17 protein-coding genes are annotated in these 21262 nt (G+C 45.5%); 10 read left to right on the plus strand and 7 right to left on the minus strand.

Annotation, left to right across the window (positions count from 1 at the left end):
* Window positions 1-1041: 1041 nt before the first annotated feature.
* From OH460_RS25860 to hemC, 4 genes are read right to left on the minus strand one after another with little or no spacing between them, the layout of a single operon-like run.
* Window positions 1042-2223 (minus strand): heme biosynthesis protein HemY, encoded by a 1182-nt coding sequence (locus OH460_RS25860; protein WP_270000037.1) that lies wholly within the window; start codon window positions 2221-2223, stop codon window positions 1042-1044.
* Entirely contained in the window at window positions 2223-3440 is a 1218-nt protein-coding gene (locus tag OH460_RS25865) for a uroporphyrinogen-III C-methyltransferase (protein WP_137409063.1), read from the minus strand. The genes OH460_RS25860 and OH460_RS25865 overlap by 1 nt, the downstream gene beginning before the upstream one ends.
* A 19-nt stretch (window positions 3441-3459) precedes the next feature.
* Entirely contained in the window at window positions 3460-4188 is a 729-nt protein-coding gene (locus tag OH460_RS25870; RefSeq protein ID WP_270000038.1) for a uroporphyrinogen-III synthase, read from the minus strand.
* 2 nt (window positions 4189-4190) lie between these two features.
* Window positions 4191-5129, minus strand: coding sequence for a hydroxymethylbilane synthase (gene hemC / locus OH460_RS25875; RefSeq protein WP_270000039.1), 939 nt, complete (start codon window positions 5127-5129; stop codon window positions 4191-4193).
* 344 nt (window positions 5130-5473) lie between these two features.
* Here hemC and OH460_RS25880 point away from each other — a divergent pair, with 344 nt between their 5' ends.
* Window positions 5474-8002, plus strand: coding sequence for a class I adenylate cyclase (locus tag OH460_RS25880; protein WP_061034256.1), 2529 nt, complete (start codon window positions 5474-5476; stop codon window positions 8000-8002).
* Window positions 8003-8073: 71 nt separating this feature from the next.
* Here OH460_RS25880 and cyaY read toward each other — a convergent pair whose 3' ends face one another.
* Window positions 8074-8388 carry an iron donor protein CyaY gene (cyaY, locus tag OH460_RS25885; protein WP_017111709.1) on the minus strand — a complete coding sequence of 105 codons (315 nt, stop codon included), beginning with the start codon at window positions 8386-8388 and terminating at the stop codon, window positions 8074-8076.
* 75 nt (window positions 8389-8463) lie between these two features.
* Between cyaY and lptM the strand changes: the two genes are divergently transcribed.
* The 8 genes from lptM (at window position 8464) to OH460_RS25925 (ending at window position 18435) form a co-directional block, all read left to right on the plus strand.
* On the plus strand, window positions 8464-8580 hold the full coding sequence (gene lptM, locus OH460_RS27500; RefSeq protein WP_407829960.1) for an LPS translocon maturation chaperone LptM: 117 nt from the start codon (window positions 8464-8466) through the stop codon (window positions 8578-8580).
* 41 nt (window positions 8581-8621) lie between these two features.
* Complete coding sequence (gene lysA / locus OH460_RS25895; RefSeq protein WP_270000040.1) at window positions 8622-9875, plus strand: diaminopimelate decarboxylase; 1254 nt, start codon at window positions 8622-8624, stop codon at window positions 9873-9875.
* 11 nt (window positions 9876-9886) lie between these two features.
* Window positions 9887-10717, plus strand: coding sequence for a diaminopimelate epimerase (dapF, locus tag OH460_RS25900; protein ID WP_270000041.1), 831 nt, complete (start codon window positions 9887-9889; stop codon window positions 10715-10717).
* A gap of 45 nt (window positions 10718-10762) precedes the next feature.
* Window positions 10763-11461 (plus strand): DUF484 family protein, encoded by a 699-nt coding sequence (locus OH460_RS25905; protein ID WP_008221909.1) that lies wholly within the window; start codon window positions 10763-10765, stop codon window positions 11459-11461.
* Window positions 11430-12362, plus strand: coding sequence for a tyrosine recombinase XerC (gene xerC / locus OH460_RS25910; protein WP_061034253.1), 933 nt, complete (start codon window positions 11430-11432; stop codon window positions 12360-12362). The genes OH460_RS25905 and xerC overlap by 32 nt, the downstream gene beginning before the upstream one ends.
* A gap of 15 nt (window positions 12363-12377) precedes the next feature.
* Complete coding sequence (gene yigB, locus OH460_RS25915; protein WP_171731713.1) at window positions 12378-13094, plus strand: 5-amino-6-(5-phospho-D-ribitylamino)uracil phosphatase YigB; 717 nt, start codon at window positions 12378-12380, stop codon at window positions 13092-13094.
* Window positions 13095-13263: 169 nt separating this feature from the next.
* Window positions 13264-15762 (plus strand): bifunctional diguanylate cyclase/phosphodiesterase, encoded by a 2499-nt coding sequence (locus OH460_RS25920; RefSeq protein ID WP_270000042.1) that lies wholly within the window; start codon window positions 13264-13266, stop codon window positions 15760-15762.
* Between the two features lie 192 nt (window positions 15763-15954).
* Window positions 15955-18435: a bifunctional diguanylate cyclase/phosphodiesterase gene (locus OH460_RS25925; RefSeq protein WP_270000043.1), complete on the plus strand. Its 2481-nt coding sequence runs from the start codon at window positions 15955-15957 to the stop codon at window positions 18433-18435.
* Window positions 18436-18562: 127 nt separating this feature from the next.
* Here the strand turns inward: OH460_RS25925 and OH460_RS25930 are convergent, their stop codons facing one another.
* Complete coding sequence (locus tag OH460_RS25930) at window positions 18563-19159, minus strand: tRNA-uridine aminocarboxypropyltransferase (protein WP_270000044.1); 597 nt, start codon at window positions 19157-19159, stop codon at window positions 18563-18565.
* 2 nt (window positions 19160-19161) lie between these two features.
* The gene (locus tag OH460_RS25935) at window positions 19162-20697 is read right to left on the minus strand and encodes a COG3650 family protein (protein WP_270000045.1); all 1536 of its coding nucleotides are present in this window, start codon (window positions 20695-20697) and stop codon (window positions 19162-19164) included.
* A gap of 39 nt (window positions 20698-20736) precedes the next feature.
* Between OH460_RS25935 and OH460_RS25940 the strand changes: the two genes are divergently transcribed.
* Window positions 20737-21204 carry an EVE domain-containing protein gene (locus OH460_RS25940; RefSeq protein ID WP_004740480.1) on the plus strand — a complete coding sequence of 156 codons (468 nt, stop codon included), beginning with the start codon at window positions 20737-20739 and terminating at the stop codon, window positions 21202-21204.
* Window positions 21205-21262 lie beyond the last annotated feature (58 nt).

The raw sequence follows: 21262 nt of genomic DNA on the forward strand, positions 1-21262 counted from the left end.
CTGCTAGAAATAGCAGGGCTTTTTTACATCTATCAAAAATGTATATTCAGTAATCAATTGGCGAATAGATAGAATGACAACTCAACTACATCAAACCTTTTAGAAAGCCTAGTCTTACGACTAGTCTTTCGTCGTTTCTAGAGTGCGATAATTTGGTCTTCTACCAACGAGTCCCGCTCGTGTACTAGTCCGATGGAATACCAGCCCAGCAATTCCACCACTATGCTAAGCCCAAGTATAACTGCTTGGGCTTTATTGCATTTGAGTCACTGTGGTCACTCTTCAGTCGATAGAGTAAGCAAAAGATTTGTCCACAACCCAGAACCCTCCCCACATTCCATAACTTATCTGAAGGTCTAGTCTTACGAGTAGAGTCGCGTGCTTTGTGGGGTTCGACAATTTGCTCTTTGACTAACGCTCTCCTCTCTCTTACAAGCTAGTCATTACGATTTTTATTAAGAAGCTTCGCTAGAAATAGCGGGCTTTCTTCTATCTGAAACATAGTGTCACGTGCAGCGGTCGAAACCTTCCCGAAAAGGTTATGTCCGTTCCCCTAATTATTACGCTACTGATCACGAGGTCTTAGACTCTCATCGCTCTGGCAATGTCTTATAAGGTTACTTATTTTCAATTACTTCTTCAGTCTAGCGTGATATGAAAGTCCTAACCTCAACAGTGACTTTACCTTGGTAGTTTCTGGTAACAAACAGGTTCAGAGGTTGGACGCTACATGATCTCCCCTACAATGGAAGATATGACTGGTAGTCTATCGTGGATATTTCATTCCTCTAATTGTGTCTAAAGGGGGGGGGGTCTTATTTTGATGCTCTTATTAGAATTGGCACTAATGCTTCGCTAAGCGCTATTGAGGAGCTTCATTTTAGTGCTATTTCTTAACCCTCTTTATTTTTGGCTAAGTGACTGGTCTAAATGTCTTTACTCTGCAGAGTGATATTGTTGGAGGTAGGGCTTGTTGAGAGGTAATTTATAGATACAAAAAAGCCGATGCTGGGCATCGGCTTCTTATTTATACAGCGAGATTTAAGCTGGTTGAACTAGAGCGAGTGCCTTACGAGACACTTCGTGGGCTGCTTTGGTTAGGTTCTGCTTCTCTAGTGCATCTGATAGGTATCCATAATCTGATACATTTGAGCGTAGTGCCAGAGCCTTCTCGAAGTGGTTTTGTGCTTCTGCCCACTTCTGTTCTCTTAGATAGAACTGAGCTAACGCACTGTGTGCTTCTGCATTATTGCTATCTTTGCTGATAGCGCGCTCTAGCATAACAACCACTGGGTGGTGATCAGCAAGATTCAGCTCTGGAAGTAGCATGTAGAGCTCGTTCGAACCTGTTTTAGCAATGTTCTCTTTGATAACTGTAAAAGCTTCTGCATCGGCTTTACGGGCGATCAGTTGTTTTACGAAACAAGAGACAAGGTGTGAGCTTTGCTTTTGTTTTCTTGGAAGCTTGTTCCAATGACTGATTAAGCCTTCGCTGCCTTGCTGTTGTGCCACATCGTGAAGTAAACCACATTGTGCTTTCTGCTCTAATTCACTCTGTTCTTCTGCCGTTAGAAGCTTGTTCTTAGCGAGCTTAGGCGTTAGTTCCAGCAATGGTTGCCACAACTTAAGCTGCATGTAGGTCGCTTTTAGTAAGCCCAGAACCGCAGTGTTGTTTGGATGCGAACCTTTTAAGCTAGAAAGCGTATCGAAAGCAGCTTCATAGTTTGACTCACTGATTTGCTGTTTCGCTTTTGTTAGCTCTACTGCAAGCAGCGAATCATCTTGTTGGCTAGCCAGTTCGATGTATTTATCGCGTTCAGCAGTGTTGCCTTGCTCATGCGCGGCTTGAGAAGCCACTAGGTAACAAAGCAGAGGCATATCGTGGTGGTTAGCCCAACGTGTGACTTTCTTCTCTGCACCTTTCCAATCACCTTCAAGAAGTTTGATGATGCCTTCATTGGTGTAGCGGCGAGAGCGCTTTAGTTTACGAACACTGAACCAGTTCCAAGTTGTTGAACTTGCGTAAATCAGCTTCTTAAATAGGTACTCTAAGCCAAACAGTGCAGCCAAAAGGACAATCACAAAGATAGCCATTGTTGTCACACTCATCTCAATCGTCTTATTGGCAATTGATATCAGCACATAACCTTGTTGACCTGAAAACTGGGTACCGACAAACAGGCCCGCACCGAGTACAAGGAAAAGAAAAATCAAACGAATCATTATTTCTCCTCCGAGGTCATTACCGTCACCTCACGGCGTAGACGTTCACGAATCACATCAGATAACTGATTCTGAGACTCAAGCTTCACAGGGTATTTAACAGTGATGTTCTGTTCGCTTAATTGCTTAATTGCCTTCTCGAATTCGATGACCGAGTTGTTATCTTGGTTTAGGTACGACTTAGACCACTCATTAGCTGTCTTTAGAGCTGCGCTATAAACTTCACCTTGCTCTTTGTAGACTGCACGAATTGCAGTTTCCAGTTTACCCTTGATGTTTTCACGCAGGTAGAAGTGCTGTTCTGGTGATAGTAGAGGGATAACTTCGCCATCTCGACTACGGAAAGTGATAAAGTTTTCTGAGAAGTCTTTCATCGACGTCATCAGGTTGCTTTGCCAGTCATTGATGTCTTGAGATACGGCTTTTTTCTCGACGATTTCAGCCTCAGGAAGAATCGCATTCGCTAAAGGTAGCTTATCGACTTGTTGCTGAAGGCTTGTGATACGTAGGACTAAGCCATCGCGGTCGATCAGAGGGATAGTACGAAGCTTAGTGATGTCGTTAGTCATAGATTGGCGCAGAGATACTAGGCTTGGATCGTTAAGTGCGGCGATACGCTGATCGGCACTTTCCATAAGTTTGGTTGCGCTAACAGCATCATGCTCAAGGAATAGTTTGCGGCCAGCAAGTTTTACTAGGTAATCGGCTTCCGCAAGCAGCCAGTCATTCGGACGACGACCTTTCACATCAGCTACCGCTAGCTGTAGGCTTTGAATGCTCTTTTGTTGTTGAGATTGTACAACCTGAGTTTTCTCTACCGCATGTGATGCTTCTTGGATGGTCTCTTGCTTGATGGCTTGCAGGTCTTTATTTACAGCAGATTGGGTATTTTGTAGCTGGGCTTGAAGTGCTGCGATTTGATCTGAATATTCAGCACTCTTTTGCTGCATTTGGAAGGCAATACCACCGCTGAAGATAATAGAAATTGCGATAGCGATAGCGCCGAATTTCACGCCGCGCTTGCCTTGCTTTTCTGCTTTCTCAATTTGTTCTTTGTGGTCGGCTTGAGTCTGCTCGGTGTGAGTCGTACTCGGTGCTGGGGCCTCAAGCTTTGACTCAGCTTCTTTTGATTCAGCACTTTCGTCTTTGGTCGCTACTGGCTGAGTATCTTGGTTCTGTTCAGGTTCAATATGCTCATTATTTTTTTTGCTTGTCATGCTTATTTCCTGTTTCTAGCTAGGGCTGGAGAGCAGCCAGTAATATTTGGTTCGCAGCACTTTGAGTATTCGTAACGTTAGAGAAGCCGAGCTGTTGTGCTCGTTGTGCTATGCGCTTGCTTGGAACAAACAAATGTCTCGTTGAAAGCCAAGCAGAATACTCACCAGGGGTAATGGAGCACAGATACTCCAGTTGTTCCTGACTTGTGACGACTACTTTGGACGTTTTTTTGTTTATCCATGTTTGATAGGTATTGTGATCGTTTATTGGAATATATTCTCTACGGTAGGTCTCACAATAAGAGACTTGTGCACCTAGGTTGAGCAAAGAATCTCGAATGAGCTCTCGCCCACCGTTCCCACGTAGTATCAAAATGGATTTGTTATTTACGTCTCTAAGTTCAGCAAGTTTAAGAAGATGTTCACTATCACTAACTTGAGGATAGTTTACTTTTTGTTTACAGACTTTGCTTAAAACGTGCGCAGTTTTTTGACCAACGCCAAGATAAAGCGGCGAAGTAGGCCAAACGGACGAAGTTTTAGAAAGGATATTTTGAGCCGCGGTCACGGCATGATGGCTGACAGCGATGATGATATCGCTGTTGTTGAGCCGGAGGCTTAAGTTGGCTGTGTCTGGATTATCAATGATACGAATAAGCGGATGATGGATCGCTTGAACCCCTTCATCCGCTAGTTGTTGGCAAAGCGATTGTCCCTCTACACCGGGACGAGTTACCAACACAGTCATGATTATTCTTGGTCTGCGTATAGCTTGGTTAAGATTTCTCTCGCACCGTCATCCAGCAGTTGATTAGCCAGAGTAACGCCAAGTGCTTCAGCATCTTTACGAGGGCCGGAGATCTCACCGCGAACCATCTTAGAACCATCAGGTTCACCTACAAGTGCACGTAGCCAGATGTTATCACCGTCTAGTAGAGAGTAACTACCGATAGGCACCTGACAACCGCCTTCTAGTGTTAGGTTCATTGCACGTTCGCACAGAACACGGTCTGCAGTATCTTTATCGTTTAGAGGCTCAAGAAGCTTAATTAGGCGTTCATCGTCAAGACGACACTCGATACCTACAGCGCCTTGGCCTACTGCTGGTAGAGATTGCTCTGGTTCGATAAAGCTACGGATACGCTCTTCTAGTTTTAGACGCTTAAGGCCAGCTGCCGCTAGAACGATTGCATCGTATTGGCCGTCATCGAGTTTACCTAGGCGAGTACCCACGTTGCCGCGCAGTTCTTTGATGATCAAATCAGGGCGGTATTCCAGTAACTGACACTGACGACGCAGGCTACATGTACCTACGACAGCACCTTGTGGTAGTTCATCAATGTTGTTGTATGTGTTTGATACGAATGCGTCACGAGGATCTTCACGTTCACAAATCGTCACTAGACCTAGGCCTTCAGGAAAGTCGACAGGTACATCTTTCATTGAGTGAACTGCAAGGTCAGCACGACCTTCTAGCATTGCCACTTCAAGTTCTTTTACGAACAGACCTTTACCACCCACTTTGGCAAGCGGAGTGTCTAGGATGATGTCACCTTTGGTCACCATAGTTACCAACTCAACCTCTAAACCAGGGTGAGCAGCTTGAAGAGCATCCCTTACAAAGTATGCCTGCCAAAGGGCAAGAGGGCTTTTTCTGGTTGCGATACGGATTGGTGCTGAATTTGTCATGGTGTTTCCGATATAGGTTCTGTAATAGCCTAATCCTACCATTGTGAGGCGAAAATTCTTACTGTTTGATCATTCCATGCTTTGATAGCTGAGAGATTTTCATAAGTTCACCAAAATAGTGTGATTGGTATCTCATTTGAAACATGGGCTATTATTAGAAATAGTCAATAAAGAGGACACTACGGCGCCGTGAGTTTAACTTTTTGTCATTAAGGAATTGGCCGGTCTGGCGGCTTCCTTTGCTTTACCATTAGGGGTAAAAGTGTTAAATTGATCACGTTTTGTTGCTGCTTTCGTTCAGTAACTAAACAGAAGTGCATTTAATCTCAAACCAAGGACTTACCTTGCAGGCTTACACTCAAACATTGATTCAACGATTAGACAATCTAAATCAACAGCGCATTGATCGTGCGTTGGCGTTGATGAATGTGCAAGGTCAACGAGTTTTCAATCTTATTCCCGCACTGCTTCACTTCAATCATCCAATGATGCCTGGTTATTATGATCAACAAGTTCCTTTTGGAATTCGTAGCTTCACGCTTAATGAATTCCAAAAGCAATTTGTCTCTGATACTGAACTTACTTTAGGTGGCAAGCTAACCGAGTCTGCGGAGCCCGCAATTCTTGGCCTTTACACCATGGGTAGTACCTCTTCTATTGGTCAAAGCACGTCAAGCGACCTCGATATCTGGGTGTGTGTATCTCCGGATATGGACGGCCCAGCTCGCGATAGCCTTACCAATAAATGTCTGTTGATTACCGACTGGGCTGAAACCTTAGGCGTTGAAGCTAACTTCTTCTTAATGGATGAAGAGCGTTTCCGTTCGAACCATTCAGAAGAGATGACCGGTGATAACTGTGGTTCTTCACAGCACTTATTACTGCTTGATGAGTTCTATCGCTCAGCGGTTCGCTTGGCTGGTCAACGTTTGTTGTGGCAAATCATTCCGCCAGAAATGGAAGAGTGCTATGACGAATATGTTCAAGGCTTGTGCCAGGATGGCTATCTTGATTGTTCGCAGTGGATTGATTTCGGTAAGCTGAATCGCATTCCTGCAGAAGAGTACTTTGGTTCTAACTTGTGGCAGCTCTATAAGAGTATCGACTCACCGTATAAATCGGTGTTAAAGGCGATCTTGCTAGAAGCCTATTCATGGGAATACCCAAACACCCAACTCTTGAGTATCGATACCAAGCGTCGCTTTTTTGCGGATGAACCGGATCTGTATGGCATGGATAGCTACTATCTGATGCTAGAAAAGGTAACTCGCTACCTAGAGCGTATTAACGACCACACTCGTTTGGATTTGGTGAGACGCTGTTTCTACCTTAAGACCCACGAGAAGTTGTCGCGTGAAGCAGGTATCGGTTCTGTAGCATGGCGCCGTGAAGCCCTAACCGAGATGACTAAGTCTTGGAATTGGGGACAGGAAACCATTGCTGAGCTCGATAACCGACGTAACTGGAAGGTTGAGCAGGTGAAAGTGGTGCACCACGCACTGCTTGATGCCTTGATGTTGAGCTATCGTAACCTGATTCAATTTGCACGTCGTAACGACATCACATCGGCAATCAGCCCACAAGATATCAGTATCTTGGCACGTAAGCTTTATGCTGCGTTTGAGGTGTTACCGGGCAAAGTGACGCTACTGAATCCGCAAATCTCTCCGGATCTGCATGAACCTGACTTGAGCTTTATAGAGGTTCGCCAAGGGCAATCGAATAAAGCGGGTTGGTACTTGTACAAACAGCCGCTTATTGCGCACCGCATTCTTGGTCAGCCTTCGCTCGAGCACCATGAGTACTTGAGTAAGCTGGTTGCATGGTCATTCTTTAATGGTTTGATTACGGAATCGACACGTTTGCATTCTGTGGTTCGTGACGCCCACATTGATATCGATAAGTTCTATCAAATGGTGAGCGACCTACGTAATACCTTCTCTTTACGTAAACGCCGTCCGAGTATGCAAGCACTGGCGAGTCCGTGTGAGATCAGCCAGCTGGCGATGTTCATTAACTTTGAAAACGATCCGACTTCTGAATTAAGCGGTCGTGCTTTGAAGGTCGATCTGAAGAATGCAGATATCTTCAGCTTTGGTGAAGAAGGTAAGAGCTTAGTCGGCAGTGTCGACTTGGTTTATCGTAACTCTTGGCATGAAGTACGTACGCTGCATTTCCAAGGTGATACGGCAATGCTGGATGCCCTTAAGACGGTACTTGGTAAAATGCACCAAGATGCGTTGCCGCCAGAGTCGGTTGATGTGTTCTGTTACAGCAAAAACCTGCGTGGCGTGATGCGTAATATGGTGTATCAACTGCTTGCTGAGTGTATCGACTTACGATTGAAACCGATTGAACCAGAGAAACGCCGCCGCTTTAAGGCTATTCGTTTAGCCAACAAGATGTTTGGTCTGTTCTTCGAGCGCCGTGGTGTTTCGGTACAGATGTTGGAAAACTCGGTTGATTTCTACCGTAGTATCTCAACCAATAAGTTGAAGGGTTCACCTTTGCTGATGCTCGATAAAGAGCAGGAGTATCAACTGCCAGAAGTGGTGGATGGTTTTGCGAGTGAGGGCTTAATTCAGTTCTTCTTCGAAGATACCGATAAAGGTTTCAATATTTATGTATTGGACGAGTCGAATCAGGTTGAGGTGTATCACCAGTACAGCGGTGAAAAAGATGAGATGATCGCGAGCGTAAACTCTTTCTACACGTCGGTAAAAGATGAGTCGAAGATGTCGTCAAAGTTGATTAACTTTAACTTACCTCAGTACTACCAAATCGTTCATCCAGAAGAGGGCAACTCTTACGTTGTACCTTATCGTAACGATGCGACTTTAGCTTCTCGGAGCTCAAAGATAGTCAACATCTAGTCTTACTAAGACTGATTGATATTAAAAAAGGAGTGATTGATTCACTCCTTTTTAGTTTTGCTTACAAATGATTAGACCCAATCGATCGCTTCATCTGCGTGCTTCGCGCATTCTTCTTTAACCATCTCAAACAATTCCATGCCTGTTTTAGAACATGTCCACTTGTCGTCGATTAGCTTGAAGTGAAAACCACCAGATTTAGACGCTAACCAGATTTCTTTCATTGGTTCTTGGCGGTTGATAATGATTTGGCTGCGGTTCTCAAACTCCAGCGTCATTACGTTACCAGTCACTTCGTAATCAATATCTGCCTCTGATTCATCGATAGCTTCTTCGATGTTTTGCATCTGTATATCGACCAGTTGATGAAATTCAGTCTCGTTCATCCTTTCTATCCTATTGCTTTTCCTGAGTGTGGTGCGATTATAGGGGGCATTGAGTTAATAATCACGATATGCAAAATGAAAAAATTAATTACCGCTCTGTTTATGGTGTCCGTTATTGGACTTTCTGGTTGTGGTCAAACGGGTCCTTTGTACGATCCTGATGAAGTTCAGCAGACTGAACAATCACAATAAGTGAAACACGCAGAAATCGTTATTTATAAGGGATAAGAACTTTGGATTACTTCAACTATCAGGAAGATGGCCAGCTTTGGGCTGAGGACGTCGCACTTTCACAACTAGCAGAGCAATATGGTACACCGCTGTATGTATATTCTCGTGCTACATTAGAACGCCACTGGAATGCGTTTGATTCATCGGTTGGTGAGCATCCACACTTGGTATGCTATGCCGTTAAGGCGAACTCGAACCTTGGCGTATTGAATACCCTAGCTCGATTAGGTTCTGGCTTTGATATCGTTTCTGGCGGTGAGCTAGAGCGTGTTGTGGCTGCAGGTGGCGATCCGGCGAAAGTTGTGTTCTCTGGTGTCGGCAAAACAGCCGCTGAAATGAAACGTGCGCTTGAGTTAAACATTAAGTGTTTCAACGTAGAGTCTGAGCCAGAGCTAGAGAGACTGAATAAAGTCGCTGGTGAGCTTGGTGTTAAGGCGCCGATTTCACTGCGTATCAACCCAGACGTTGATGCAAACACTCACCCTTATATCTCGACAGGTCTGCGTGATAACAAATTTGGTATTGCCTTCGACCGTGCGCCTGCCGTTTACGCTTTTGCACAAACACTTGAGAACTTGTCTATCCATGGTATTGATTGCCACATCGGTTCTCAATTAACTGACATCGAGCCTTTCATTGATGCGACTGATCGTTTGCTTGCTCTGATCGACCAACTACGTGCTGATGGTATTAACATTAAGCACCTTGATGTTGGTGGTGGTTTGGGTGTGGTATATCGTGATGAATTGCCACCACAACCTTCAGATTACGCAAAAGCACTATTGGCGCGTCTAGAAAATCATTCTGATCTAGAGCTGATTTTCGAGCCTGGAAGAGCGATTGCTGCTAACGCTGGTGTACTATTAACGAAAGTTGAGTTCCTCAAGCCAACTGAACACAAGAACTTTGCCATTATCGATGCAGCAATGAACGATTTGATGCGTCCAGCGCTTTACCAAGCTTGGCAAGACATTGTTCCTGTCAGCCCGCATCAGGGTGAAGCCGTGACTTATGACTTGGTTGGTCCTATCTGTGAGACGGGTGACTTCCTAGGTAAAGATCGTGAGCTAGTGCTTGAAGAGGGCGATTTACTTGCTGTTCGCTCAGCTGGTGCTTATGGTTTTGTCATGTCTTCAAACTACAACACTCGTTCGCGTGCGGCTGAAGTGATGGTTGATGGCAACAAAACTCATTTGGTTCGTCAGCGTGAAGAGCTTACGAGCTTGTGGGAACTTGAAAACATTCTTCCGGAGTAATTTAAAGCGTTATGCACTTCCACTTTTCTAAAATGCATGGTTTGGGCAATGATTTCATGGTCGTGGACTGCATTACTCAAAATATTTTCTTTTCTCCAGATTTGATCCGTCGTTTGGCGGATCGTCACACTGGTGTGGGCTTTGACCAGCTACTTGTGGTTGAGGCTCCCTATGACCCAGAAACTGATTTCCATTATCGCATATTTAATGCAGATGGCAGTGAAGTGGAGCAGTGTGGTAATGGTGCTCGTTGTTTTGCACGCTTTGTTCGTATGAAAGGCTTAACGAATAAGTACAGCATCAACGTCAGCACCAAGAAAGGTAAAATGGTTCTCAAGATTGAAGATAATGACCTGATCACCGTGAACATGGGCATTCCTGAGTTCGAACCAAGCAAGATCCCATTTAAAGCGAAGCAACCTGAAAAGACCTACATCCTAAGAACCGATGCACACACTTTATTCTGTGGCGCGGTTAGCATGGGCAACCCGCATGTGGTCACTGTCGTTGATGATGTCGATACGGCCGATGTGGATACCTTGGGCCCACTGCTTGAATCACATGAGCGTTTCCCTGAGCGTGTCAATGCTGGTTTTATGCAGGTGGTTAACCGTGAAGAAGTTCGTCTACGTGTTTACGAACGTGGAGCGGGCGAAACTCAGGCTTGTGGTAGTGGTGCGTGTGGTGCTGTTGCAGTGGGTATCACTCAAGGCTTACTGGCTGAAAATGTGAAAGTTCGTCTACCGGGCGGTGACTTACACATTAGTTGGCAAGGCCCGGGTAAACCTCTGTATATGACAGGCCCTGCTACGCATGTGTTTGATGGCCAGCTTTCTTGCTGATTTCTACATATAACAGATAGATACATAAAAAATAAAGGATAGGTTTTGTCTAACGTTGAAGCCGACGCTCTCACCGCAGAAGTGGTCGCGGAATATTTACGTGATAACCCAGATTTTTTCCAAGACCGAAAAGATTTGGTGGATCGCCTTGCTATTAATAACGTTGAGCAGGGTGCCGTTTCTCTGGTGGAGATTCAGCTTAAACGTCAACGCCAGAGAATCGAAGAGCTAGAAGAAGAGATCACTGGCTTGATGTCTTTGGCGGCGAGTAACGATAAAACCTTCTATGAGTTTATGGACCTGCAAGCGCAAGTACTGAAATGCAGTGACTTCATGCAGGTGATTAAAGCGGTTGAGCAAAAGGCACTCGACCTAGGGTTGAAGGCTCATTTGCGAATCCTTTCGCAAACGGGTTTTTATCAGCTCAGCGAAGAGGGCTACTCGAAGTTTTCACTCAACCACTTTAATGGCAAAGATGCCTACCTTGGGCGCTTAAGAAAAGCTGACAGACAAGATTTGTTTGGTGATTTCCCGGTTCCAGAGCTAGGCTCTTATGTAGTACTACCGCTCGCTAAGCAGTCTCCATTGGGGTTACTCGCCTTTTCTAGTGAAGATGGCGGGCATTTCCAACCTCATATGGATACGCTCTTTTTACGCCACTTAGCACTTGTTGTGTCTCATCTGGCGGACACCTTACCTTGGCAGATAAATAATGAGCCTAGAGCCCAAAACACCTCTTCCTAATAGCCTTCAAAAGCCTCTTTCTCGCTTCTATGAATATCTCAGAAGCGAGAAGGGACTCAGCCTACACACCCAGCGAAACTACAAACAACAACTTGAAACCATGGCCGAACACTTAGTCACACTGGGGCTAAAGGATTGGCGTCAAGTCGATGCGGCTTGGGTAAGGCAACTTGCCAGTAAAGGCATGCGTGACGGGATGAAGGCAAGCAGTATTGCGACTCGCTTATCGTCACTGCGTAGCTTCTTTGATTTTCTTGTCTTACGTGGCGAAATCACTGCAAACCCTGCAAAAGGGGTCTCTGCACCTCGTAAGCAGCGCCCGTTACCAAAAAACCTCGATGTAGATGAAGTCGGTCAGTTGCTTGACGTGAATGAAGACGATCCGCTGTCGATTCGTGATCGAGCGATGATGGAGGTGATGTACGGTGCTGGTTTGCGTCTTGCTGAACTGGTTGGTATTAACCTCAAAGACGTGCTGAGCCGCCAAGGAGAAATCCGAGTCATCGGTAAAGGTGACAAAGAGCGCAAGGCGCCATTTTCGGGCTTAGCCAAAGAGTGGGTCGATAAGTGGCTGCGAGTCCGCGGTGAATTGGCTTCTCCGGGAGAGGACGCGCTGTTTGTTTCTAAGCTGGGAACACGCATCTCACACCGCAGTGTGCAAAAACGTATGGAAGAGTGGGGTAAGAAGCAATCTGTAGCGAGCCATATTAGCCCGCACAAACTGCGTCACTCCTTTGCGACCCACGTACTTGAATCGAGCCAAAATCTACGTGCTGTTCAAGAATTGTTGGGTCATGAAAACATTTCGACTACTCAAGTGTACACTCATTTGGATTTTCAACACTTAGCACAAGCTTATGATCAGGCTCATCCCAGAGCTCGTAAGAAGAACAAAGATTAGATTAAAGGTTTTACTATGCGAATTTATCGAGGGTTACAGCCCATCAAAGCCATGACCTTTGACTTGGATGACACCCTATACGACAACTGGCCTGTGATCATGAAGGTTGAGAAGGAGATGGCGCAGTGGCTTTTTCAAGAGCACCCTGTGTCTACTTCTTTATCTTTGGAAGAGTGGCAAGCTGTAAAACAACAAGTCGCATTGGAAAACCCACAGCTAAAGCACGATGTCACCTTGTGGCGTGAAACCCAGATTAAGACTGGTTTACTGCAGTTGGGTTACTCGCAGCAGCAAGCGGAACAAGCGGCTCATGATGGTATCGAGCACGCGTTGTGGTTGCGTAATCAAGTCGATGTCCCTCAAGAAACACACCGCGTCATGGCGGAACTTACCCAGCGTGTTCCTTTAGTGGCGATAACCAATGGTAATGTCGACCCCTATAAAATTGGCCTTGGGCAATACTTCCAGTTAATCCTCAAAGCTGGCCCTGACGGCAGAGCAAAACCCTACCCAGACATGTTTGATAAAGCGCAGCAATACCTAGGTTTTGATGCGAATAACATTCTTCATGTGGGGGATCACCTGAGAACTGATGTCTACGGAGCGAAGAAAAATGGCTTCCAAGCATGCTGGTTTAATGACACTGGTTCCAATTTATACCTTTCTTCGAAGGCGAGTGTGCTTCCTGATGTTGAAATAGATCAACTCAGTGACCTTATGCGACTAATTTAATTTCTACTGCGAGCTTATTGTGTCGCATTTATGATAGTGAATTGTTACATTAGTCGCCATTAACAGCCTGTTTAGGCTAGGATAATTGGCGATTACTTTTTACGATTCATTTCAGTCATAGCGGTGGTTGCGGGTTCTCTACTCCATTAGAATTTGAACAAGGGTTGGCATGCAAACATATACATTTCTCGCAAATACAGAGGAGCAATTTAGATCCGAATTTGCTCAGCGCGAATGGTGTGACAGCAAACAATACCTAATTCAACTTTTCTCTACTCAATCACCTGATATGGCTCGTCAAATTGCCAGTGTGGCACTGGGGCATCTAAGCCATGCGACACTGATCGGCCAGAGTGCCCGTCATGTTATCTGTGATAACTGTCTTGAGAGCACCTGTACCTTAGTGATTGTTAGTGAGTTCAACGAAACTCGTTTAACCTCAGCGGTGCAGCCTTTTACTGGTAACCCAAACCAAGATAGCCAAGCCCTCGCTTCTCAACTCGATCTCTCGAAAGATACCAAAACCGTCATCAGCCTGTGTGATCAGGTTGAAGGTCGTGACTACCCTATTTACGGCGCCTTTGAAAATAGCTCTTACGCATTGCCCGTGGCTGGTGGATTGTGTCACGAAAATGAGCACGGGCGTTGGGTTATGCATAACGAACAAACTTACCAACACGCGTGTGTAGCGGTCGCTTTGACCAATCCGAGGTTGAAGGCTTGGTCAGACGCATACTCTGAGTGGAACCCTATTGGGATGAAGCTACGAGTGACTCATGCGGTAGGGAACCGCCTGTATGCGTTGAATGACAAGCCTGCTATTGAGGTGTTCAAACACTACCTGGCTGATGGCAAAGATCTCCCTTTTAGCCAACTAATGAGCTTTCCGCTCTATCGTGAGCTTGGCAGAAAGAAAGGCATTTCTACGCCGTTGCGCATCAATGATGATGGCAGTATCGAATTTGATAGTCCTTGGCAGATAGGTGAAGAAGCTCAGTTTTGTTATAACCACCCGTCACTCACTGCAGAAAAGGTGCGCCATGGTGCCGAGATGCTTGCCATGCATCAACCTGAGTCTGTAATCATCTATAACTGTGTTTCTCGCTTGGAGTTTATCGATAGCAAACTAGAGCTGAAGCCGTTTGAAGGGATCGTGAATACGTGTGGTGCTTACTGTATGGGTGAGCTTTATCGTACTGAAGAGCGTCAAGACATTCTTCACCACAGCCTAACTTATATCGCGATGAGAGAGTCTGACGAGATAAATGAGTTTCGTTGTGAAGACTTTAAGTGTGACTCTACGGTTTCACCGCTGCTTAACTTGGTACGAAATGCAGTGGCTGATCTTGATAGCATGAACACACAGATGGAGAAGAAACTTCATCAACAGGCACGCCGCTTAACTGAGAGTTATCGTATCGACTCTCGTACTGGGCTGCCTAACCGGATTGTTTTGAAAGAGCGACTCAACACGATTCTTTTTAGTGAGCACTTGCTAACTCTGAAGTTGACTAATTTTCATCAAGTGAATGAGAAGTATGGTTATCAAGTCGGTGACCAGTTGTTGCTTGATCTCTCCAATCACTTTGTTGAACGCTTGCAGCTTCGTGTGGTGAAAGAACCGAACGTGAAGGTTGAGTTGTTCAGTATTGGTGTGGGTGAATGGGCGATCATTTTTAATGCGAGTGTTGACAGTGCGCGCATAAAAGAAGGTTTCGTTGAATTTGCGGATGATATCGAACACATTAACTTTGAGCCGTATGGCTTAACCGACATTGATTATTTGTCGGTGTCTCTGTGTGGTGGTTTTGCCAGTCGTTGTGACTTCTTGACTGACAGCGGTGATGAAATCTTGCTGAAAGCGATTGAAGCTCGACGTTATGGCGTGCGTAACAATACTCATATTACCAACGCCAAAGATATTCAGGTGAGCGAAGAAGATCGTAAAGAGCAGCTCGGTTGGTTGAGCTGCGTAAGCCGAGCGATTTTAGATCAGAACATCATCACTTACTCACAGCCGATTGTGGAGGCGGGGACGCACGAAATGATTGGTCAAGAGTGCTTGGTGAGAATCATGGAGTCTGATGGGACGATTGTGCCACCAGGTAAGTTCTTACCTATGATTGCCGACACCCATCTTTATACACGTCTTAGTCGCCACATGATTAAGAACACCATCGGCTATATGGCAGATAAGCAGAGTCCGTTCTCCATCAACCTTTCTCCGCAAGATCTCCTAAGTGATAAGACATTGGAGGTACTTGAGACTGCGATTAGTGGAATGAACGATCCCACTCGACTTGGGCTCGAGGTGCTCGAATCTGAGCAGATCAAAGATTATGGCCGTATGATTGAGGTGTGTGACCACTTCCGCTCGCTAGGAGCAAGAATCATCGTGGACGATTTTGGCTCTGGTTACTCCAACATTGATGAGATCATCAAGCTGGAGCCGCAGATAATTAAGCTCGACGGCAGTTTGATTCGTAACATAGACAAAGACCAGAAGCAGAGAAACATTGCTTCTCAGCTGGTGCGATTGTGCCAAGTGTTTAATGCCAAAACGGTCGCTGAGTTTGTTCACAATCAACAGGTTTGTGAGATAGCCGAACAGATGGGTGTCGATTATCTACAAGGTTATTACTTCGGTGAGCCTAAGCGACTGTTTTAGTTATTAAAGCGAGTAAGCAGCTATACCAGTAGCTTGCGAAACAGCTTAACCACCATTAGTGACTGTTTTGTGGTGGGGTGAATGATGTCTAACTTAGGTCACATTATTCATAAGATGATCGTAAGTATTCCGTGCATGCCTTATCGATAGAAAGCACAATAACTGATCATTAACACAACGATTAATGTGAATATGCAGTCGACCTCTCTTCTGATACAAGACATAGAACAAACCCATCGTGAATTGGAAAAGCTAGGTTTTCATCGTCATGAACCTCTACTGATTCAGGTGTTTTCGTCTTTCCAGAAAGACGAGGTTTTGGCTGCCTGCCAAGTCATACAATCAAACTTCCCCAAGGCTAAATTGATAGGTTGCAGTGCCAACCACTACATCCGTCAAGGTGTCATTCTCCACCAAGGCCTTTATCTGATTATCACTCGCTTTGATGCGACTTCGTACTCTTGTGGTGTAGTTCAATACAGTGAACAACCAGTGCTTGATAGCCAAGCTATGTATCAGCAACTGGGTTGTCATGAGAAAACACAAAGTATTATCTGCTTTGCCGATCGCTTGCAGATCAATAATCGAGCTTTATTTGCTGCTTTTGAGCAATCGAGATATTCATTTCCTATCTGCGGTGGTGCCTCAACATCAACAGACAGCGGTCGATGGGTCATGCTGGATGGCGTGTGCTATGAGAGTGCCTACGTGATGGTAGCGCTGCATAGTGATGACCTGGCAATCACTAAAGGTTATTACACTGAGTGGAATCCGATTGGTCGTACTTTCCGAGTGACGGCGGCTCACGATAACTGCTTAGCAGAATTAGATGGCATGCCGATTCGTGAACTCTACAATCGTTACCTGGCTGATGGGCTCGAGGTTCCGTTTGAGCAACTGCATAACTTTCCGATGATGGTTGGTGATCCAAAAGCTCAAAATATTTACATGCCACTCAAGATTAAGGAAAGTGGTGAGATTGAGTTTAGCGGTTCATTTGAGGTTGGCGATGAGGTTAGGTTTTGTTACGACCATCCATCATTAACCTTGGAGCAAGTTCGTTTAGGTGTGCAGCAGGTCGCTGCTCATCGCCCCGAGCAATTCTTTATTTACAACTGTATCTCACGGCTAGACTTTATTGATGGTAACCAAGAGGTTGAGGTTTTCCAAAAGCTTGCCGACACCTATGGTGTGTACTGTATGGGCGAGTTGTTTCAAGACAATGGGCAGCAAAGAATTCTGCACCATAGCTTAACGTATCTTGCGCTTAGGGAGGGTGAGGGTAAGGCTGCTCCTCTGTTTGAGAGCCAACCAGCGACCAACATCTCGCCACTGTTTTCTCTTATTCGTAATGCTCTTTTAGATGTCGATGACATGAATAACAGCATGGCGACCAAGATTGAGCAGCAAGCCACGGCATTAACCGCAAGTTATCGAATCGATCGTCGTACAGGTTTGCCCAATCGAAGTGTTCTGCGTGAGAAGTTATCGAAGATGACGATTGATAGCCACTTATTGGCTCTTAAGGTAACGACCTTTGGTCAAATCAATGAGAAGTATGGTTATCGAGTCGGTGACAAACTTCTTCATGACTTGAGTGATTACTTTCAGAAAGCGTTGTGGCAGTTCTTTGATAAAGGATGTCAGCTTTACAGTATCGGTATTGGCGAATGGGCGGTGGTCTTTGATAGCTGGGCGAGCCAAGAACATATCCATCAACGTTTCTCGGAGTTTTCTGACCAAACCGAGCACGTTAACTTTGAACCCTCCGGCTTGCCAGATATTGATTATCTTTCTGTGTCTATCTGTGCGGGCATTGCGAGTCGTCGGGATTTTCCAACCACCTCGATTGATGACTTATTACTGAAGGCAATTGATGCGAGGCGCAGTGCCGTCAGTCAGAACAAACATTTAGTGAGTGCTAAGACGCTTATTCAGCTAGAGAAGCACCGCCAAGAGCAGTTGGGGTGGTTGTCTTGTGTGAGCCGTGCGGTACTTAACCAAAATATTGTGGCCTGTGCACAGCCTATTGTGTCGGCACATGATCACCAGGTCGAAAGCTATGAGTGTTTGGTTCGAATTGAAGAAGAAGGCCAGTTGATTGCGCCAGGGAAATTCTTGCCGATTATCGAGGGGACGCATCTCTATACTCGATTAAGTCGTCAGATGATTACGCGTACCTTTGATTTTATGAGTCAGCGAACCGATTCGTTCTCGATTAACTTGGCACCGCAGGATTTCAATAACGAGAAAACCATTCTTCACCTTGAGCAGGCAATCAAGAAAATCAGTCACCCGCAGCGTATTGGTTTAGAGGTGCTGGAAACCGAACAAATTCAGGATTACGGTCGTTTAATCGAGGTGTGTAATCACTTCCGCGATCTGGGTGTGAATATCATTGTTGATGATTTTGGCTCAGGCTATTCGAACATCGATGAGATACTCAAGCTCGAGCCTCAGGTAATCAAGCTCGATGGCAGCCTGATTCGAAATATCGATCAGGATAGAAAGCAACGTAAGATAGCCCAGCAGTTGGTTAGCTTATGTCAGATATTGAATGCGAAGACGGTCGCTGAATTTGTTCATAATGAGCAAATCTGCCGAATTGCAGAAGACATGGGTGTCGACTACCTACAAGGTTATTACTTCGGAGAGCCTAAACGGCTGTTCTGATGAGTGGCAAAACGTCTGGTTGTTTCACGTGAAACACTATTCTGTTCAATGAACTAAAGCGAGATGTGAAAAGGGTGAGCTGGTGGCTCACCCTTTTTATTTTAGTACTTAAGCACTCCGCATTAATCTATCTGAGAGCGTGTCCACTTTTGTCCGCTTGGAATACTTTTAGATAGTGCTGATAGTAATCCTCTATCTGCTTTGCTGGCTGAGCTTCATCTAATGCCTTAAGTAGCTCGATGCCAACCTCACAGGTACACAGGTGCCCACTGTCTTGATTGCGGCGCAATGTATATGAAGATTCACTGGTTACATCGAGGTGTACTTGAGGAATCGTCTGTAACCAAGGACTTTTGTTGAGCATCTTTTTCGCTTCTTGCCATGTACCATCCAAGATGATGAATAACGGCGTTCGTTCACTCACTGCATCCGATACCGCTTGCTGGCACTCAATGCTTTCATCACTTGGAAATAACAGCAAAGGCTGATGAGTTTCATCTTCAAGCAAAGCCAGTAGTTCGGCTGGAGGTGTCTTGCGCTGCCAAACAAAAGACTGACACTGCTTGAGTGATTGTTGCAGTAGCTTTCCGGTATTGGTGTCTCGTGTTAGCTCATTCTCGTGAGTGAGTAACACTAACTGGATTTGGCTTTCAGTATTCGGTATTCGATGACAAATACATTGATGAGTAAAACCACACCCAATGCAAGCTTGCTGATCGCTCATGGTTATAGCTTAACTCCGCTTTGTACTGGTGAGATGTCGTTAGCAAACAAAACCACATCGCTGATATCAGCATCATCGGCTACTGGTGCAACACTTGGGTTGAGTGGGTAGCTGACACCTGTGTATGAGAGTGCGTGTTTGGCTGCTGTTGCGCCACCACCGCTGACATTGAAGATCAGATCGTGCCAACCGTGATTTTTAGACTTACCTACACGTATGTCGCCTTTTACCAGTGTTACTCGGCTATTGAAGCGCCACTTGTCTTGATGGTTCTCGAAAATCAGCAGTGTACAGCCGCCTGATCCACACCAATCGAGTTGGGCGAACAACTCTTCTTTACCGTCACCGTTGAGGTCGTAGGTCAGCCAGCGATATTTAGTATCATCAGGCGAGCTATTGTTGATCTTAAAATACTCGCGGATCGCTTGGTCTACTTTTGGATCAAATTGATCACTGGAGTTCACTTGGCTTGCCGTTAGATCAACGGTGTTGGCTTGCGCTTGTACAGGCTTTGCTTCGAATAGCACTAGGCCACCATTGGCGATCGGGTAAACTATGTTACCGACCTTTTCTTTCTCTGCGACTAACTTACCGTTATCGAGTGTGAAGATACGCTCAGAGATCAGGTATTGCTGTTGGTGGCGAGTCATCACAACCTGAACCTGGTTTTGGTTGAGTTGCTGCCAGAAGCCTTGTTCAACAATAGAAGGATCCCCGTTGCTGTAAGAGTAGGTTGTCACTGCGCTGTGATCATCGTTGAGCTCTAGGTTAATAGAGAACCCTGAGTTCTGTGTTGAGCTAGCGAAGTAGGTACCACTCCAGTCCAGTGTAGGATCTTGGTTTGAAACTGTTGCACAACCGTTGTACTTGCTGTCATTAAGGTTGAGTTTCGCTTCCCAGCCGTAGATAGAGTCACTCATGCCGTCGCTGCAGTTCTCTTTTTTCAGATTGAGCTCGCCTTGTGTTGCTTTACCTTCTAGTTGGTAATCACGACTGCTTGGCGTGGTGCGGCTTGATTCGATGTCGAGAGCCTGAGGTGCTTCGCCCATCTTGGTGTAGGTCAGCTGGTCTTTATCAAAGGTGGCTGACCAGAATGGCTCATTACCAAAGACTCGCGTAGAGCGTAGCGGTTGGTTGCAGCGTTCAGGGTTTTCTGCCGTTAAGATATTGACTTGATCAACCACGAAACGTGCCGTGAAATCAGCGTTGTAGCCGGTTTGGCTAGGTACGGTAAGGTGGCCAATCAGTTCGCCATATAGAGCTTGATAAGGTCTGGCTGCTAGCCCTTGTGCTTCTAGCGCTAGCTCAGGGGACATATCTAACCAGTATTGTTGTTGGCTACCACAAGGGGTAAACGTACGGCTTTCATGGCCTACAACAACTTGACCGCGCATGATGAAGGTTTGTGGCTGAACGCTCAGAGGTTCATCTAAGGTTGCTGGTGGAACTTCAGGTTGTTGCGGTGTTTCTGGAGCGGTTACACAGCCTTGTAGCGCGAATGCGGCTAGCCATGTCACTGGGTTTTTCATTACCTTCATGTTATATCTTCCTCGGAGCAACCGTTAATTGGATTTATTATGGCATATTGGTTATTTAAAACAGAACCCGACACTTTTTCTATTCAGACGCTAAGAGTACAAAAAACCTCTTGTTGGGAGGGAGTTCGTAACTATCAAGCTCGAAACATGATGCGTGATGAGGTCAAGCTTGGCGACCTGGTGATGATATACCACTCATCATGTAAAAAAGTGGGTGTAGCGGGGATCGCAAAAGTAACCAGAGAAGCTTACCCAGACCATTTTCAATTCGACCCTGAGAGTGATTACTACGACCCTAAATCTTCACCCGATAACCCGCGCTGGATAATGGTTGATGTTGAGTTTGTTCGAGTGACTGAACGCTTGATCCCATTAGCGACTCTTAAAGCCATGCCTGAACTATCTGAAATGCCATTGGTGAAGCGCGGCAATCGTTTATCGATCATGCCTGTGACGGAACAAGAGTGGCAGGCGATCTTAAGCAAAGAAGTGCTCGGTTCTCGTTAGAGGAAGCTTTTAGCGTAAGGTTCAAAAAAGGCAGCCATTAGCTGCCTTTTTGTATGAT

The sequence above is a fragment of the Vibrio sp. Makdt genome, from assembly GCF_027587015.1.
GTDB classification, from domain to species: domain Bacteria; phylum Pseudomonadota; class Gammaproteobacteria; order Enterobacterales; family Vibrionaceae; genus Vibrio; species Vibrio chagasii_B.

Excerpts from the sequence above, each read along its gene's own strand:
- yigB (WP_171731713.1), top strand. The coding sequence starts at position 12,378 with ATGCGAATTTATCGAGGGTTACAGCCCATCAAAGCCATGACCTTTGAC.
- lptM (WP_407829960.1), top strand. The coding sequence starts at position 8,464 with ATGAAAAAATTAATTACCGCTCTGTTTATGGTGTCCGTTATTGGACTT.
- xerC (WP_061034253.1), top strand. The coding sequence starts at position 11,430 with ATGAGCCTAGAGCCCAAAACACCTCTTCCTAATAGCCTTCAAAAGCCT.
- OH460_RS25930 (WP_270000044.1), bottom strand. The coding sequence starts at position 19,159 with ATGAGCGATCAGCAAGCTTGCATTGGGTGTGGTTTTACTCATCAATGT.
- OH460_RS25865 (WP_137409063.1), bottom strand. The coding sequence starts at position 3,440 with ATGACAAGCAAAAAAAATAATGAGCATATTGAACCTGAACAGAACCAA.
- OH460_RS25920 (WP_270000042.1), top strand. The coding sequence starts at position 13,264 with ATGCAAACATATACATTTCTCGCAAATACAGAGGAGCAATTTAGATCC.
- dapF (WP_270000041.1), top strand. The coding sequence starts at position 9,887 with ATGCACTTCCACTTTTCTAAAATGCATGGTTTGGGCAATGATTTCATG.
- OH460_RS25870 (WP_270000038.1), bottom strand. The coding sequence starts at position 4,188 with ATGACTGTGTTGGTAACTCGTCCCGGTGTAGAGGGACAATCGCTTTGC.
- cyaY (WP_017111709.1), bottom strand. The coding sequence starts at position 8,388 with ATGAACGAGACTGAATTTCATCAACTGGTCGATATACAGATGCAAAAC.
- hemC (WP_270000039.1), bottom strand. The coding sequence starts at position 5,129 with ATGACAAATTCAGCACCAATCCGTATCGCAACCAGAAAAAGCCCTCTT.
- OH460_RS25940 (WP_004740480.1), top strand. The coding sequence starts at position 20,737 with ATGGCATATTGGTTATTTAAAACAGAACCCGACACTTTTTCTATTCAG.
- OH460_RS25925 (WP_270000043.1), top strand. The coding sequence starts at position 15,955 with ATGCAGTCGACCTCTCTTCTGATACAAGACATAGAACAAACCCATCGT.
- OH460_RS25860 (WP_270000037.1), bottom strand. The coding sequence starts at position 2,223 with ATGATTCGTTTGATTTTTCTTTTCCTTGTACTCGGTGCGGGCCTGTTT.
- OH460_RS25935 (WP_270000045.1), bottom strand. The coding sequence starts at position 20,697 with ATGAAGGTAATGAAAAACCCAGTGACATGGCTAGCCGCATTCGCGCTA.